At 64.6% G+C, this 16,685-nt stretch carries 13 protein-coding genes and 1 riboswitch; of the genes, 8 read left to right on the top strand and 5 right to left on the bottom strand.

Going from position 1 to position 16,685, the window contains the following annotated elements; genetic code table 11:
- From cobG to BPNPMPFG_RS07760, 5 genes are all read right to left on the bottom strand, one after another.
- The gene (gene cobG / locus BPNPMPFG_RS07780) at positions 1-1,482 is read right to left on the bottom strand and encodes a precorrin-3B synthase (RefSeq protein WP_413776837.1); all 1,482 of its coding nucleotides are present in this window, start codon (positions 1,480-1,482) and stop codon (positions 1-3) included.
- Complete coding sequence (locus BPNPMPFG_RS07775; RefSeq protein WP_258594484.1) at positions 1,479-5,054, bottom strand: cobaltochelatase subunit CobN; 3,576 nt, start codon at positions 5,052-5,054, stop codon at positions 1,479-1,481. The genes cobG and BPNPMPFG_RS07775 overlap by 4 nt, the downstream gene beginning before the upstream one ends.
- A gap of 18 nt (positions 5,055-5,072) precedes the next feature.
- Positions 5,073-6,110, bottom strand: coding sequence for a cobalamin biosynthesis protein CobW (cobW, locus tag BPNPMPFG_RS07770; RefSeq protein ID WP_258594483.1), 1,038 nt, complete (start codon positions 6,108-6,110; stop codon positions 5,073-5,075).
- Positions 6,111-6,112: 2 nt separating this feature from the next.
- The gene (locus tag BPNPMPFG_RS07765) at positions 6,113-6,541 is read right to left on the bottom strand and encodes a DUF1636 family protein (RefSeq protein ID WP_258594481.1); all 429 of its coding nucleotides are present in this window, start codon (positions 6,539-6,541) and stop codon (positions 6,113-6,115) included.
- Positions 6,542-6,580: 39 nt separating this feature from the next.
- A riboswitch (cobalamin riboswitch) is annotated at positions 6,581-6,787 on the bottom strand.
- A gap of 29 nt (positions 6,788-6,816) precedes the next feature.
- On the bottom strand, positions 6,817-8,016 hold the full coding sequence (locus tag BPNPMPFG_RS07760; protein WP_258594479.1) for a winged helix-turn-helix domain-containing protein: 1,200 nt from the start codon (positions 8,014-8,016) through the stop codon (positions 6,817-6,819).
- A 387-nt stretch (positions 8,017-8,403) separates the two neighbouring features.
- On the opposite strand from BPNPMPFG_RS07760, the gene BPNPMPFG_RS07755 reads away from it, so the two are divergent.
- The 8 genes from BPNPMPFG_RS07755 (at position 8,404) to nuoG (ending at position 16,684) form a co-directional block, all read left to right on the top strand.
- The gene (locus BPNPMPFG_RS07755; RefSeq protein ID WP_095087214.1) at positions 8,404-8,769 is read left to right on the top strand and encodes an NADH-quinone oxidoreductase subunit A; all 366 of its coding nucleotides are present in this window, start codon (positions 8,404-8,406) and stop codon (positions 8,767-8,769) included.
- Positions 8,760-9,341 (top strand): NuoB/complex I 20 kDa subunit family protein, encoded by a 582-nt coding sequence (locus tag BPNPMPFG_RS07750; protein WP_023720749.1) that lies wholly within the window; start codon positions 8,760-8,762, stop codon positions 9,339-9,341. Before BPNPMPFG_RS07755 ends, BPNPMPFG_RS07750 begins: the two co-directional genes overlap by 10 nt.
- A gap of 4 nt (positions 9,342-9,345) precedes the next feature.
- Positions 9,346-9,951: an NADH-quinone oxidoreductase subunit C gene (locus BPNPMPFG_RS07745; protein WP_258594475.1), complete on the top strand. Its 606-nt coding sequence runs from the start codon at positions 9,346-9,348 to the stop codon at positions 9,949-9,951.
- Between the two features lie 9 nt (positions 9,952-9,960).
- Positions 9,961-11,151, top strand: coding sequence for an NADH-quinone oxidoreductase subunit D (locus BPNPMPFG_RS07740; RefSeq protein ID WP_258594474.1), 1,191 nt, complete (start codon positions 9,961-9,963; stop codon positions 11,149-11,151).
- On the top strand, positions 11,152-12,438 hold the full coding sequence (locus tag BPNPMPFG_RS07735) for an NADH-quinone oxidoreductase subunit E (RefSeq protein ID WP_258594473.1): 1,287 nt from the start codon (positions 11,152-11,154) through the stop codon (positions 12,436-12,438).
- 10 nt (positions 12,439-12,448) lie between these two features.
- On the top strand, positions 12,449-13,753 hold the full coding sequence (nuoF, locus tag BPNPMPFG_RS07730; RefSeq protein WP_258594471.1) for an NADH-quinone oxidoreductase subunit NuoF: 1,305 nt from the start codon (positions 12,449-12,451) through the stop codon (positions 13,751-13,753).
- Between the two features lie 80 nt (positions 13,754-13,833).
- On the top strand, positions 13,834-14,529 hold the full coding sequence (locus BPNPMPFG_RS07725; RefSeq protein WP_258594470.1) for a helix-hairpin-helix domain-containing protein: 696 nt from the start codon (positions 13,834-13,836) through the stop codon (positions 14,527-14,529).
- A 73-nt stretch (positions 14,530-14,602) separates the two neighbouring features.
- Positions 14,603-16,684, top strand: coding sequence for an NADH-quinone oxidoreductase subunit NuoG (nuoG, locus tag BPNPMPFG_RS07720; protein WP_258594468.1), 2,082 nt, complete (start codon positions 14,603-14,605; stop codon positions 16,682-16,684).
- Position 16,685 lies beyond the last annotated feature (1 nt).

The following is a 16,685-nucleotide window of genomic DNA, read 5'->3' as shown; positions in this document are numbered from 1 at the left end:
TCATTCCTGTCGGTAAGCCTCGACGATGCCGGCCGCGCCAAGCCTTGTCAGGCAAGCGGCGGCGGTTTCGCCGGGAAGTCGTGCGCTGCGGATCATTGCCGCGACGCGGCTGAGGCCGCGCGCGGCGTCATAGCGCGGCCTGTACCCGGCAGGAAGGGCCTTTGCCGTCGCGTTCACGACAAGTCCGGCTCCGTTTTCGCCGCCGACCAAGGTAAGCGCTGCTTTGCCCGGATGGGCGCAGCCCTTGGCACAGCCGGAAATGTGCAGGGTGAAGTCGAGGATGTCGGCGTTTTCAGCGGCTATCGCCTCGGCAATATCGCGCGTCGCGATCCGGCCGGAAGCGCAGGCCGGCATGCCAGGGCAGGCGGCGATGCGCGTGCGCGGATCGGCGGCGTCGGTGACGAAGCCGAGGGTGGCTGCGGCGTCTTGGAGGGGCTGGTTGGCGGCGGATGGCTGGCCAAGGAAAAGCAAGGCACGGCCCGGGGCGAGGCGGATTTCGGTGGTGCCGCGGGTTAGGGCGCTTTGAGCGAGGCCGATGATCTTGTCCGCTGGCATGCTGCCATAGGGCAGGCCGATGCCGAGGGCGGTGGCGGAGGTGGCCAGATTAAAAATTCCAATAGGCCGGCATTCCTTCCCACCCCCCTCTGTCCTGCCGGACATCTCCCCCGCAAGGGGGGGGATCGGCAGTTCTGCCGCCGGCTCTCCTCTTACAGCGTCAGCTATTGGCGCAACGCCTGCGATTGGCGAAAGCGGAGATGAGGGCGCAATCTCCCCCCTTGCGGGGGAGATGTCCGGCAGGACAGAGGGGGGTGGGAAGGATCGCCAACCGGCGAGCGATGTCAGTTGCCTCTCCGATAAATCCCTTGCATGTGCCTCCCGGCCTTTTTCGGCAATCATTCTTAGAGCGGCGATGACGATGTCACGCGCCGAGTCTTCATCGGCAAGGACAAGCACCTTCGCATTCTGCCCATCACCCGCGACAGACACCAGCCATCGAACTCCCGCATCGGTGCGCGTTGCAGCCAGCCGCACATCAGCCGTCACGGCATCCATCGTCAGTTGCCCCCCGCCGTCGACAACGACCGAAACCTTCGGTCCAAGCCGCTGCGTCAGCCCCGCTTCATCGATAGCTTTGCGAATGCCCTCGGCCAGCGGCCGAGGATCGGCTACCTCTTGCGGATCGATGCCGGCCAGCGGCCCGGTCTCGACCGGCACGCCGGTGCGCACGGCGATATCAAGCGCATCGACCTCCGTCGCCAGCAGCGCCGCGCTATCCCCTGTAAGGCCGCGTATCTGCAAACTGCCGCGCGCGGTGACTTCCATGATGCCGTTGCCGTGCCGCAAGGCGGATTCGGCGAGTCCAATCAAAAGCTTCGGCGACGATCCTCCAGTGACAGGGTTGAGCCGCACCAGCAGCCCGTCGCCGGTCTGCATGGGTGCTGCCAGGGCTGGGCAGGCGCCACGGCGCGAGAAGGCGTTCATGCCGCGACCCCGAGCGCCTCGGCCTCGGCAATCAGCGCGGCAAGATCGTCGTCGATCGAATTGCGCAAGGGGTGCCAGAGGCCACGGTGCCGCGCCGACAGGAAGCGCTCGGCGATCACCTTCGCGGCGGCGGGGTTCTCGCGCAGGATAAAGGCGCGAACTTCCGCGTCGCCAAGATAGGCATCATGCACGGCCTCGATCAGGGCGCCCGATATGGCATGAGTGGTCTCGGCGAAGCCGACCAGCCGGTCGACCGTTTCGGCGAATTCCGAGGCGCCGCGCGGGCCGTGGCGCATCTGGCCAGATATGAAGCGGGCATTGACGGCGCGGGCACGTACAACGCGGGCCACCGCCTCACTGAGCGAACGGGGCTTCGGCTTTTGCGGATCGGTGGTGTCGAGCACGATGACGTCGGCGTTCCTGCCAAGCGCGGCAAGTGCTGCCGAAAAACCGCCGATGAAAGCGACGTCGGCGGAGCCTTCGAGAATGTCGCGGCCGGGGTCGTCGCCGGTGTGGACCAGCAGATCGGCTTCGGCGATGCGGCCTTCGAAGGCGCCGGGCGCGGAGACACCTTCGCCGTCGGCGCCGCCATAGGCATGCGAGGTGGCGTCGAGATAGGCGCGGCCGATCTCTTCGCGCGCCGTCCAGTCGCCGCTCGACAGCAGGTCCTCGACGCCGGCGCCGTAGGTGCCGGGCGAAGTGCCGAAGATGCGCGGGCTGATCTTGCCATCGGCGCGGGCCTTGGCCGCCAGCGGGTTTTCCGAATCGTCCTCGTCGCGGGCGGCAACAGCGTTGGCGGCGGCATCGATCAGCGCGATCTGGGTCGGGAACATGTCGCGAAACAGGCCTGAAATGCGCCAGGTGACATCGACGCGCGGGCGGCCGAGCGTGGCCGGCGGCAAGACCTCGATGCCGGTGATGCGGCCGGTCGCGGCATCCCATTGCGGCCGGCAGCCCATCAGCGCCAGGCCTTGCGCGATCTCCTCGCCGCCGGTGCGCAGCGAGGCGGAGCCCCAGAGATCGATGACCAGCGAACGCGGCCAGTCGCCATGCGATTGCATGTAGCCGCGCACCACTTCCTCCGCCGCCGCCTTGCCGAGGTCATAGGCGGTCGGCGTCGGCATGGTGCGCGGATCCGACGTGAACAGGTTGCGGCCGGTGGGCAAGACATCGGAACGGCCGCGCGCGGGCGCGCCGGCCGGTCCAGCCTTGACGTGGCGGCCATCGAGCGCGGCGAGCAGCGCCGTCTTCTCGGCCGCCGCACTTTGGCGGCGCATGGCGTCGGGCTCGCCCTCGGGCGCGCGGCCATAGATGTGCAGTCCGTCCTTGATGGCGAAATCCTTGAGATCGCAGAGCCAGGCGTCGATGCGGCGCAGCGCTTCGTCGGGCGCGTCGGTTCCGGCGACGCCGGCTTCGGAGGCAAGGCCGGTCTTTTGCGCGGTGTCGACGATGAGCTTGGCCAGACGGTCACGGCGGCGACGGTCTAGCCCGTCGGCCTGCGCATATTCGTCGACCAGCCGCTCGAGCTTGTGCTGGTTTTCGTCCAGTCCGGCGCCAGTCAGCGGCGGCGGCAGATGGCCAAGGGTGACGGCGGCGATGCGCCGCTTGGCGTGCGCAGCTTCGCCGGGGTTGGAGACGATGAAGGGGTAGATGACGGGCAGGGGACCGGTGACGATCTCGGGAAAGCAGTTCTCCGAGAGCGCGACCGTCTTGCCCGGCAGCCATTCCAGCGTGCCATGCGCACCGACATGGATCAGGGCATGAACGCCGAGCGATTTGCGCAGCCACAAGCCAAAGGCGATCAGCGCATGGCGCGGTGGCAGCGTTGGGTCGTGGTAATCGGCACGGCGATCCGCCGAGCGGCCGCGATCCGGGGCGAGTGCCACGGTGATGTTGCCGAAGGTGGCGGCACGGAAGGGGAAGTGATTTTCGCCGACTAGCCGCGAAGGTTGGCGTTCTGTCGCGCCCCCCTCTGTCCTGCCGGACATCTCCCCCTCAAGGGGGGAGATTGCGCTTCCATCTCCGCTTTCGCCAATAGCCAAGGATGCGGGGCGGGAGCCAACAGCGAAAATGCCAATCTCCCCCCTTGAGGGGGAGATGTCCGGCAGGACAGAGGGGGGCGCCTCGAACAAACCTGTTTCATCTTCCGTCTTCCCCCAGGCCGCCTCTACGACAGCCATTGCCTCAGCCGGCAGTTCCTTCGAGAAGTCGAGATAGTCCTCCAGTTTCAGCCCATCATTGCTACGCTCCAGCGCATCCAGCAGCGCCCGCGGCGATTGCGGAATCCCGTCAACGGCATAGCCCTGTCCCTTGAGGTCATGCAGCATGGCCAGCACGCTGGATGGCACGTCGAGGCCGACGGCATAGCCGGTGCGGCCGGGGGCACTCGGATAGTCAGGGATCAGAATGGCCAGCTTGCGCTCGGCGCTTGGCGTCTCCTGCAGGCGGATGAAGGCCGCGACGCGGTCCGCGACTTGCGCCACGCGATCCGGCTCCGGCCGGTTGGCGAAGGCGCGGTGACCAAGTGCGGGATCGACCTCGCTCTCGCCCTTGAAGGAAATGGCGCCGGCCAGAATGCGGCCGTCGAGTTCCGGTAGCACGACATGCATGGCGAGGTCGGCGGGCGCCAGGCCACGCTGGTTGTTTTCCCAGATATCGCGGCGGGTGGTGGCGACGATGACCTGGAACACAGGCACGCCGGCGCGGTCGAACAGAGTCTCTTTGCCGGGTTCAGCGCCAGACGCGAAAGCGGTCGCGGCGATGATGGCGGCGGGTTTGAGCGCGGCCAGCGCGGTCTCCACGAATGCCAGGGATACCGGGTCCTTGAGGCTGGAGACGAAGATGGGGACTGGGTTAATGCCGCACAGCCGCAGCGCTTCGAAGAGAGCATCGATGGGCGCGACATCGGCTGCCAGCAGCATCGAGCGGTAGAACAGGATGGGGATGATGGGGGCACGGACGTGGGCAGGATCGCTACCTATCATCGATACCCGCACGGCACTCGGATGATCAACAATCCCAAGTCCCGGCTCGTAAAACCCTGCCTTCGGAACCGCGACCGGCGCCGAAATCGTCGCTTCAGACCCAGCCAACCGCGCCAGCCTTTGCACCAGCGCACTCATATTCGCTGGGCCGCCCTCGCGGAAATAGTCGAGCAGGCTGTCCAATTCCTCGCGCGGCAGGGTCGAGGACTCGATCAGGCGCAGGTCCTCGTCGCGGCATTCGCCGGGCAGCAGCGCCAGTTTTATGCCGCGTGCGCGGGCGGTCGAGGCAAGCTGGTCGCAGCCATAGCGCCACCAGTCGTAGCCGCCGAGGATGCGCACGAGGATGATTTTGGCATGGCGGGCGACGCTGTCGACCCAGAGGTCGACGGACATGGGGTGGCGAAGGTCACGCAAAGCCGCCAGCCGCATCGAGGGCAGGTGGCCAGCATCGGCCTTCCATGCCGCCGCCAGTCCGGCGAGATCGCTGTCGGTGAAGGACAGGGCCACGATATCCGCCGGCGTCTGCCGCAGATCGACCGGCTCGGCGAGATCGTCGAGCGAGGCGGAGGTCGTGGTGAGGATGTGCATCGCGGCCCGTGGTTTGCGTCAGCCGGCGAGTATACGCTCGATCGCCGGGCGGTTCAGCCCCTTGAGGCCGATGACGACGAGACGCGAGCGGCGGTCGTCCTGCGCCGTCCAGGCGCGGTCGTAATAGTGATTGACGCGCGGGCCGACGGCCTGCAGCAAAAGCCGCATCGGCTTGCCGCCGACCTCGACGAAGCCTTTTACGCGCAGCACGTTTTCCTGTTCGGCGGCGGTAGCGACGCGTTTTGCCAGTTCGTCCGGATTGGCGATCGAGGCAATGTCGACAATGAACGTATCGAAGTCGTCATGCTCGTGGTCGAATGCGCCGTCATGATGGGACTTGCGGTTCTCGATGTCGTCCTCGACGGCGAGACCGAGCCCGAGCAGCACGGAGGGATCGACCTTGCCATGCGACGTCGGCACGATCTTCACGGCACGGGCGGAGTGTTCATTGATGATGGCGTTGGCGCGGGCCGAGCCGGCGACGTCCATCAGGTCGCTCTTCGACAGGATGATCAGGTCGGCGCAGGCGATCTGGTCCTCGAACACTTCCTCGACCGGGTCGTCATGATCGAGCGTCGTGTCCTGGGCGCGCTGCGCCTGAAGTGCGTCCATATCGTTGGCGACGCGGCCCTCGGCCAGTGCCGGACCATCGACGACGGCGATGACGCTGTCGACCGTCACACGGCTCTTCACCGTCGGCCACTGGAAGGCTTGCACCAGTGGCTTGGGCAGCGCGAGGCCCGAGGTCTCGATCAGGATGTGGTCGACCTTCGGCGTCAGCGACAAGATCTGGTCGAGCGCGGGCACGAAATCGTCGGCGACGGTGCAGCAGATGCAGCCATTGGCCAGTTCGACGATGTTTTCCTCCGGGCATGTCTCGATGCCGCAGCCCTTCAGGATCTCGCCGTCGATGCCGATGTCGCCGAATTCGTTGACGATGATGGCGATCCGCTTGCCGCCGGCGTTTTCCAGCAGATGACGGATCAGCGTCGTCTTGCCGGCGCCGAGAAAGCCGGTGACGACGGTGCAGGGGACGCGGGAGACGGAAGCAGTCATGATCAGTCCTTCAACAGGTCGAGGGGAGGGATGCGGGCCACGAGGCCGCGTTTCAGGCTATCGGGACGGCCGCGCCACGGAATGAGGCCGTCCGTCGAGGTGGCGAAGAGTTTGGCGCCGGTAACGAGATCGGCGCCGCTGGTCGCGGTCAGGTCGCCGAAGACGTAGCTCCAGCAGCTATCGCGCAGGATGGCGGCGCTGAGCCGGCGCTTGCAATTGCCGAGGCATTCGACTGTGCGGACGCGGATGTCTTCGCCAGAGGCAGCGCTGCGCGTGTCCTGCGCCAGCAGTTCGCCTGCGCGGGGATGGGCGTCGGAGCCGGTCTCGTCGCGGCAGGAGGCGCAGACGATGACGGTCACGCCGGCCAAGGCATCGCTATCGCCGGACGAAACATCCGCTGTACCAGCCGAAAAACTGCTGTCGTGGTCCAAAAATCGGGCTCCTTGCCCGGAAACCCGCCGGGCGATCGGATTCTACAGTCGCAGACGGCAGGTCTCCTGGCTCGCGGGTCATCGCCTTGGGTAGCCGCCTTCCCGGGGACATCCCAGTGGCTTTCGGCCTTGGCTCTTCGCTTACAGTTGCGGGGACAGCTGCGGATTTGAGATTTTTCATCTCGCACCGCATTCCCTCTTGGCTCCTCTCGTTGAAGAGAAGAGACCGTCTGGGTTGGATTTAGGCTTTTGCGGGCAGTGGTGTCAACGCGAGCTTACGACACCGCTATGTCGGCCAGCGCCGGCCCCAAATCACCAGCCGGCGTCACCTCGATGCGTTCGAGCCCCAGCCATCCCTGCATCGACTTCAGTTCTTCGAAGAGCTGAGCGGCGGTCTCGGATGGCGCGCCGGGCTCCGCATAGGCGGCATGGACGCGCAGGACACTGGCGGGGCGGTCGGCCTTGAGGTCGACGCGTGCCACGATCCTGTCACCGAGCAGGAAGGGCAGGACGTAGTAGCCGTACTGGCGCTTGTCGGCCGGGGTGTAGATCTCGATGCGATAGTGGAAATCGAACAGCCGCTCGGTGCGCGATCGTTCGAAGACGACCGGATCGAACGGCGCCAGCAGGGCACGGGCTTCGATTTTTCTTGGCAGGCGCGCGTCCTTGTGAAGGTAAGCCGGCTTGTCCCAGCCCTCGACGCGCACCGGCAGCAGCTCGCCTGTTTCAACCAGTTCCTCCAGCGGGCCCTTCATGTCGGCGGGTGACAGGCGGAAATAGTCGCGCAAATCGGCTGATGTCGCGATGCCATGGGCGCGGGCTGAAATGCGCAGCAATTCGCGGTGCGCGTCCTCGGCGGCCGGTACGGCCAAGTCGAGGATCGCCTGCGGCAGCACGCGTTCGGGCAGATCATAGAACCGCTCGAAACCACGACGATGCGCCGTGGTAATGCGCCCGGCCCAGAATAGCCATTCGAAGGCGTGCTTGGCATGGCTCCAGCCCCACCAGCCGCCGGAGCCTTTCTGGCCTTCGAGCGCCGAAGCGGCGATCGGACCGCGCTCGACCACCGCGCGATAAATATCTTCGATGTAGCCGGCGTGTTCGCGGCCCCATTTGGCGAGGCCGAGATACATTTCGTCACCGCGCTCGGCCCGCTGCATGCGCCAGCGCATCAGCGGGTAGGTCTCGACCGGCAGGAAAGAGGCTTCGTGCGCCCAGTATTCGAACACCGTGCGCTTGCGCGTCACGGCGGCATTGTCGAGCAAAGCAAGGGGGTAGGGGCCAAGGCGCGAATAGAGCGGCATGTAATGCGCTCGCACCACAGCGCTGACGGAATCGATCTGCAGCAGGCCTGTGCGGGAAAGCACCCGGGCAAAATGGCGGCGGTCGGGCGTACCTGCGGGGCGGGGATCCAGAAACCCCTGGGCGGCGAGCGCGATGTGCCGGGCCATGGGGAGCGAGATCTTTTCCTTCATGCCGTTGTCACTCTTAGGATGATTTGACCGAGGTTTGGCTTCTTTGTCCGCGCAGGTTCCCGCCGTAAACCGAGATCACTTTTGCGGTACCTGCATGGTGATTCCGCTCCATGCTAGCAGGGTTTTGGCGGCAACCATGTCAGGAGAGAAAAGTGGAGTAAAATGTGAAGGAAATCAAACAGGAGCGGATGAGACCAGTTTCTCCGGATATGCCGTCCAGGTCAGTGTTTTGAACAAGGTTTGACTTGCTTCGCTGGAAGTGCTGCGCTAACCCTCGCCGCGTTGCAGCATAGGCCCTTAAAACGGTTCAGCGGTTAAACTGTCACGCTTCCGCATTAGGGTCCGGTGCTGTAATCAAAGTGGATTGGCGCCAACGGAAAGCCGAGCATGAACGCACTTCTAGGTTCATACCTGCCCATCGTCCTGTTTATCGGCGTGGCGCTGGTCGTCGGACTGGCACTGCTGGCCGCCCCCTTCTTGGTCGCCTATCGCAATCCCGATCCCGAAAAGCTTTCCGCCTACGAGTGCGGTTTCAACTCGTTCGACGACGCCCGCATGAAATTCGACATCCGGTTCTACCTGGTGTCGATCCTGTTCATCATCTTCGATCTGGAGGTGGCCTTCCTGTTTCCGTGGGCGGTGTCGTTCTCGAAGATCGGCATGCTCGGCTTCTGGTCGATGATGGTCTTCCTGGCGGTGCTGACCATCGGCTTTGCCTATGAATGGAAAAAAGGAGCGCTGGAATGGGATTGAACGACAGTTCCGGCACGCTCGTCGCGCCGAAGCCCAAGGGCCTGATCGATCCCAACACCGGCAGGCCGGTGGGGGAGGACGATCCGTTCTTCCTCGAGATCAACAACGAGCTGGCCGACAAGGGCTTTCTCGTCACCTCGACGGAAGCGCTGATCACCTGGGCGCGCAGCGGTTCGCTGATGTTCATGACGTTCGGTCTCGCCTGCTGCGCGGTCGAGATGATCCATACCTCGATGCCGCGCTATGACTCGGAGAGGTTTGGTGTCGCGCCGCGCGCGTCTCCGCGCCAATCCGACATCATGATCGTCGCCGGCACGCTGACCAACAAGATGGCGCCGGCGCTGCGCAAGGTCTACGACCAGATGCCGGAGCCGCGCTACGTCATCTCGATGGGTTCCTGCGCCAATGGCGGCGGCTACTACCACTATTCCTATTCGGTGGTGCGCGGCTGCGACCGCATCGTGCCGGTCGATATCTATGTGCCCGGCTGCCCGCCGAGCGCCGAAGCGCTGCTTTACGGCATTCTTCTGTTGCAGAAGAAGATCCGCCGCACCGGCACGATCGAACGGTAAATCCATGACCGCATCCCTGAGTGAACTGTCGACCTATCTGGGCGAGAAGCTGATTGGCCGCGTCAATGACGCGGCGATCGCCTATGGCGAGTTGACCATCCATGTCGAGCCGCGCGACCTGGTCGAAGTGGTGACCTTCCTGCGCGACGATGCGCGCTGCCAGTTCATCTCGATCATCGATGTCTGCGGCGCCGACTATCCGTCGCGGGCCAAGCGATTCGACGTCGTCTATCATCTGTTGTCGCCGAAGCAGAATGTGCGCATCCGCGTCAAGGTTCAGGCCGACGAGGAAACGATGGTGCCGTCGATCACCGGCGTATTTCCCGGCGCCGACTGGTTCGAGCGTGAGACCTACGATCTCTATGGCGTGCTGTTCTCCGGCCATCCCGACCTGCGCCGCCTGCTGACCGATTACGGTTTCGAAGGCCACCCGCTGCGCAAGGATTTCCCGCTGACCGGCTTCGTCGAGGTGCGTTACGACGACGAGGCCAAGCGCGTCATCTATGAGCCAGTGGAATTGAAGCAGGAATTCCGCAATTTCGATTTTCTTTCCCCTTGGGAAGGCACCGACTACGTGCTGCCCGGGGACGAAAAAGCCAAGACGAATTGAGGCGCCAGAATGGCTGAGACCTCCGTCCGCAATTTCAACATCAACTTTGGACCTCAACACCCTGCGGCGCATGGTGTTCTGAGGTTGGTTCTCGAGCTGGACGGCGAAGTCGTCGACCGCGTCGATCCGCATATCGGGCTTTTGCATCGCGGCACGGAAAAGCTGATCGAGGCAAAAACCTATCTGCAGGCGGTGCCCTATCTCGACCGGCTCGACTATTGCGCGCCAATGAACCAGGAGCATGCCTTCGCGCTTGCCGCCGAGCGCCTGCTCGGCATCGAAGTGCCGAAGCGCGGCCAGCTGATCCGCGTGCTCTACTGCGAAATCGGCCGCATCATGTCGCACATCCTCAATGTGACGACGCAGGCGATGGACGTCGGTGCGCTGACGCCGCCGCTGTGGGGCTTCGTCGAGCGCGAAAAGCTGATGGTGTTCTATGAGCGTGCCTCGGGCTCGCGCATGCATGCGGCCTATTTCCGGCCCGGCGGCGTGCACCAGGACCTGCCGCAGAAGCTGGTCGAGGACATCGGCAAGTGGATCGACCCGTTCCTGAAGTCGATCGACGATCTCGACGCGCTTTTGACGGGAAATCGCATCTTCAAGCAGCGCAATGTCGATATCGGCATCGTTTCGCTGGCCGACGCCTGGGCCTGGGGCTTTTCCGGCGTCATGGTGCGCGGCTCCGGCGCCCCCTGGGATTTGCGCAAATCGCAGCCCTATGAATGCTATTCGGAAATGGATTTCGACATTCCGATCGGCAAGAACGGCGACTGTTTCGACCGCTATCTCGTGCGCATGGAAGAAATGCGCCAGTCGGCCAGGATCATGCGCCAGTGCGTCGATCTCCTGCTCGGCAAGGAGAGCACCGGCCCGGTGTCGAACCTCGACGGCAAAGTGGTGCCGCCGAAGCGCCAGGCGATGAAGCGCTCGATGGAAGCCCTGATCCATCACTTCAAGCTCTACACCGAGGGCTACCGCGTGCCGGCCGGCGAGGTCTATGCGGCCGTCGAGGCGCCGAAAGGCGAATTCGGCGTCTATCTGGTCTCGGACGGCTCCAACAAGCCCTATCGCTGCAAGCTGCGCGCACCCGGTTTCGCGCATTTGCAGGCCATGGATTTCCTCTGCCGTGGCCACATGCTGGCCGACGTCACCGCCGTTCTCGGCTCCCTCGACATCGTGTTTGGTGAGGTCGATCGCTAAATGTCAGTCCGCCGTCTCGCAGAAGCCAGCGTCCAGCCAGCAGCCTTCGCCTTCAACCGGGCGAATGCGGCGGCGGCGAAGCAATGGATCAAGAAATACCCGAAGGGCCGCGAACAGTCGGCGATCATCCCGCTGCTGATGCTGGCGCAGGAGCAGGAAGGCTGGGTGACGAAGGCGGCCATCGAGACGATTTCCGATATGCTCGGCATGCCGCGTATCCGCGGGCTCGAGGTCGCGACCTTCTACACGCAATACCAGTTGAGCCCGGTCGGTACGCGCGCCCACATCCAGGTCTGCGGCACCACGCCCTGCATGCTGCGCGGCTCGGAAGCGCTGATGGATGTGTGCCGTTCAAAAATCCATCACGACCAGTTCCACACCAACGCCAAGGGCACCTTGTCGTGGGAAGAGGTCGAATGCCTTGGCGCCTGCGTCAACGCACCGATGGTGATGATCTTCAAGGACACGTTCGAGGATCTGACGCCGGAGCGGCTTGGCGAAATCATCGATCTCTATGAGGCCGGCAAGGGCGCCTCGGTGGCGCCTGGACCGCAGGATGGCCGCACGGGGTCGGAGCCGATCACCGGGCTGACGACGCTGACCAGCGAAAAGGCAATTCTCAAGAGCACGCGCGACAGGGAAGCCAAGGCGGCGACCAAGGCCGCCCACGCTGCGGCGCCGGCTGCCGCCGCCGCGCCGGTCGCAACCGCCCCGGCAGCACCAGCACCGGCCGCTCCTGTTGCACCGTCCAACGCCGGCAAGCCGAAGACCGACGCGCCTGAAACCAGCCCGGCCTTGAAGACGCCTTCGGCCGCCAAGGTCGCGCCGGCGGCGGAAAAGGCGGCGAGCGTCTCGGCGCCGTTGCATTCGGCCGCCAATGCCAACAAGGCAGCCCCCGAGGTCGAACAGGTTTCCAAGCAACGCAATGGTCCGAAGACCAAGGCCGAGCCGGCAACCGCCTTCAAGGCGCCGGAGGCCGAGGCCAGGCCGGCAAAGCCCTCGCTCGAGGACAGGAATCGCCCGGCCGGCATCGACAGGCCGGCGCTGGTCGACGATCTCAAGCTGATCTCCGGCGTCGGCCCGAAGATCGAAGGCATCCTGCATTCGCTTGGCATTTTCACCTTCGCGCAGGTCGCTTCGTGGAAGAAGGCCGAGCGCGAATGGGTGGACGGCTATCTCTCCTTCCATGGCCGCATCGATCGCGACGACTGGGTCAAGCAGGCCAAGGCGCTCGCCAAGGGCGGTGTCGCCGAATACATCCGCATCTTCGGCAAGAAGCCGGTCTGAGGGACGAAAAATGCTTCAGGACAAAGATCGCATCTTCACCAACATCTACGGCCTCTTCGACAAGTCGCTGGCCGGCGCGATGGCGCGTGGTGCCTGGGACAACACGCCCGGCATCATCGCCAAGGGGCGCGAGTGGATCGTCAACGAGATGAAGGCCTCGGGCCTGCGCGGCCGCGGCGGCGCCGGCTTCCCGACCGGGTTGAAATGGTCGTTCATGCCCAAGCAGAGCGACGGACGTCCGAGCTATCTCGTCGTCAATGCCGACGAGTCCGAGCCCGGCACCTGCAAGGATCGCGACATCCTGCGCAACGATCCGCACACGCTGGTCGAGGGTTCGTTCATCGCCGGCTTCGCCATGGGCGCTGTCGCGGCCTACATCTATGTGCGCGGCGAGTTCATTCGCGAGCGCGAAGCGCTGCAGCGCGCCATCGACGAGGCCTACGAGGCCAAGCTGATCGGCAAGAACAACACGTCCGGCTACGATTTCGACATCTACATGCATCACGGCGCCGGCGCCTATATCTGCGGTGAGGAGACGGCGCTGCTCGAAAGCCTCGAAGGCAAGAAGGGCCAGCCCAGGCTGAAGCCGCCATTCCCTGCCAATGTCGGCCTCTATGGCTGCCCGACCACGGTCAACAATGTCGAGTCCATCGCCGTGGCGCCGACCATCCTGCGTCGCGGTGCGGCCTGGTTCTCGTCCTTCGGCCGGCCCAACAATGTCGGCACCAAGCTGTTTTGCATCTCCGGCCACGTCAACACCCCGTGCACCGTCGAGGAGGCGATGTCGATCCCGTTCCGCGAGTTGATCGAGACGCATTGCGGCGGCATCCGCGGCGGCTGGGACAATCTCCTGGCGGTCATTCCCGGCGGCGCCTCGGTGCCGCTGGTGCCGGCCGAGCAGATCATCGACACGCCGATGGATTTCGACGCGTTGCGCGACCTCAAATCCGGCCTCGGCACGGCGGCTGTCATCGTCATGGACAAGTCGACCGATATCGTGAAGGCGATCGCGCGGCTTTCCTACTTCTACAAGCACGAGAGCTGTGGCCAGTGCACGCCGTGCCGCGAAGGCACCGGCTGGATGTGGCGGGTGATGGAGCGGCTGGTGCGCGGCGAGGCGCAGAAGCGCGAGATCGACATGCTGCTTGACGTCACCAAGCAGGTCGAGGGCCACACGATCTGCGCTCTCGGTGATGCGGCGGCATGGCCGATCCAGGGCCTGATGCGGCATTTCCGCGGCGAGGTGGAGCGGCGCATCGACGAGTTTTCGCGCAATGCCCACCGGGCCGAGCCGGTGATGGTGGCGGCGGAATAGAGAGAACGATTGAAATACGGGCAAGAGCCCGATTTGAGACAACCGGGGCGGGCGAACGAAGAAACGACCAGGAGATATCTATGGCGCCGTATTCGACACCCTACTCATTGATGCCCAATTTGGACCAGCTCGAGAAGATGAACCAGGACCTGACAAGGATGATGCCGAAGGAGATGGTGAGTGCCGTCAACCTTCTCGCGCACCCTGTGGCGGGTGCGGTGGCGATGTCGGCGCTCGGCATCGGGCTCGCCAACCATGCCTTCGGCGTCTGGATGGGCGCGTTCTCCGGAGCTGCCGAAGCCTCGCAGCGGCTGCTGCAGCCCATCATCGACGATTTCGAGGCGCGTGCCGAGTTCTTCTCGGAGACGGAAAAGAATGCTTCCAAGGCCCGAGCGGCGACCAAGACCTTGATCGCCGAAGCGCAGTCCTTCGCTCAGGATGTGACCGACGTGGTTGCCCGGGAAACAGCCGACGCAGCGCCGGTCGTCGACGCGGATCCGGCAATGGGCGTGGTCCCGGCCGGGCTGTTGCCTGAGGATTTCCGGCAGCCCAAGGCCATGGATCGGCCGGCGATGCCGTCGGACCTCAAGGCGATATCGGGCATCGGCCCGAAGCTGGAGAAGGTTCTCAACGGCCTCGGCATCTGGACATATGCCCAGATCGCGGCGTGGGCGCCGGAAGAGATCGCCTGGGTCGAGGACTATTTGTCGCTCACCGGCCGCATCGGCCGTGACGATTGGACTGCCCAGGCGGCGGCACTCGCCGTCAAGAAGTGAATGAAATGCCGGGTGCGGTTTCGACAGCGCCCGGAACAAGAGATTGCGGGACATCCGCAGGGGTTTGAGGCGAATGGCAAAGCTCAAGGTCGACGGGAAAGAGATCACTGTACCCGACCACTACACGCTGCTGCAGGCGGCGGAAGATGCTGGCGCGGAAGTGCCGCGCTTCTGCTTCCATGAGCGGCTGTCGATCGCCGGCAATTGCCGTATGTGCCTGATCGAGGTGAAGGGCGGCCCGCCCAAGCCGCAGGCCTCCTGCGCCATGAACGTGCGCGATCTGCGTCCCGGGCCGAATGGCGAGGCGCCGGAAATCTTCACCAACACGCCGATGGTCAAGAAGGCCCGGGAAGGCGTGATGGAGTTCCTGCTCATCAACCACCCGCTGGATTGCCCGATCTGCGACCAGGGCGGCGAGTGCGACCTGCAGGACCAGGCAATGGCCTTCGGCGTCGATTCCTCGCGCTATCACGAGAACAAGCGTGCGGTCGAAGACAAGTATGTCGGCCCGCTGGTCAAGACGGTGATGAACCGCTGCATCCACTGCACGCGCTGCGTCCGCTTCACCACGGAAGTCGCCGGCATTTCCGAGCTTGGCCTGATCGGCCGTGGCGAGGACGCCGAGATCACCACCTATCTCGAACAGGCGATGACCTCCGAGCTGCAGGGCAATGTCATCGACCTTTGCCCTGTCGGCGCGCTGACCTCGAAGCCGTTCGCCTTCCAGGCGCGGCCGTGGGAACTGACCAAGACCGAATCCATCGACGTGATGGATGCCGTCGGCTCGGCGATCCGCATCGACTCCAGAGGCCGCGAAGTGATGCGCATCCTGCCGCGCGTCAACGAGCAGGTGAACGAGGAGTGGATTTCCGACAAGACCCGCTTCATCTGGGACGGTCTGCGCACGCAGCGCCTTGATCGCCCCTATGTGCGCAAGGACGGCAGTCTGGTTCCGGCAAGCTGGGCCGAGGCTTTTGCCGCGATCAAGGACGCGGCGTCGAAGGCATCTCCGGACAAGATCGGCGCCATATCAGGCGATCTCGCGGCGGTCGAGGAAATCTATGCGCTGAAGCTGCTGATGGCTTCGCTCGGCTCGAAGAATACCGACTGCCGCCAGGATGGCGCCGCACTCGATCCGGCGCTTGGCCGTGCCAGTTATATCTTCAACCCGAGCATCGAGGGCATCGAGCAGGCGGATGCGGTGCTGATCATCGGCGCCAATCCGCGCTTCGAGGCCTCGGTGCTCAACACCCGCATCCGCAAGCGCTGGCGGATCGGCAATCTGCCGGTCGGCGTCATCGGCGATATCGGCGACACGCGCTACGACTACGAACAATTGGGTGCCGGACCGGATTCGCTCAAGGATTTGGCCGACGGCAATGGCAAGTTCTTCCAGACGCTGAAGAAGGCGACGCACCCGCTCATCATCGTCGGCCAGGGCGCGTTGGCGCGCGCCGATGGCGCGGCTGTCCTCGGCCAGGCAGCAAAACTCGCCGCCGCGGTCAACGCTGCCCGCGCCGACTGGAACGGTTTTGCCGTGCTGCACAATGCGGCTGGGCGCGTCGGCGGTCTCGATCTCGGCTTCGTGCCGGGCGAAGGCGGCAAGAACGTCGCCGGCATGCTGGGTGAAATGGAACTGCTGTTCCTGCTCGGCGCCGACGAGATCGACATGGCCAAGACCGGCGGCGCCTTCGTCGTCTATATCGGCACGCATGGCGACCAGGGCGCGCATCGCGCCAATGTCATCCTGCCGGCGGCAGCCTACACCGAGAAATCGGCCACCTACGTCAACACGGAAGGCCGTGTGCAGCAGACCAACCGCGCCGGCTTCGCGCCAGGCGACGCGCGCGAGGACTGGGCGATTCTCAGGGCACTGTCGGATGTTCTGGGCAAGAAACTGCCCTTCGATTCGCTGCCGCAGTTGCGTGCGAAGCTCTACGGCGAGTACCCGCATCTGGCCCGCATCGATCAGGTCGCGGCCGGCAATGCCGAGGATATCGCCAAGGTGGCGAAGCTCGGCGGGCGGCTGAACAAGGGTACCTTCACCTCGCCGGTCGCGGATTTCTACCTGACCAACCCGATCGCGCGGGCGTCGGCCGTGATGGCGGAATGCTCGGCGCTGGCCAAGAGCGGCTTCAAGCAGGCGGCGGAATAAG

Source organism: Mesorhizobium sp. AR07 (assembly GCF_024746815.1).
Taxonomy (GTDB): domain Bacteria; phylum Pseudomonadota; class Alphaproteobacteria; order Rhizobiales; family Rhizobiaceae; genus Mesorhizobium.
The sequence above is the reverse complement of the archived record's forward strand: the minus strand, read 5'-3'. Positions and strand labels throughout refer to the sequence as shown.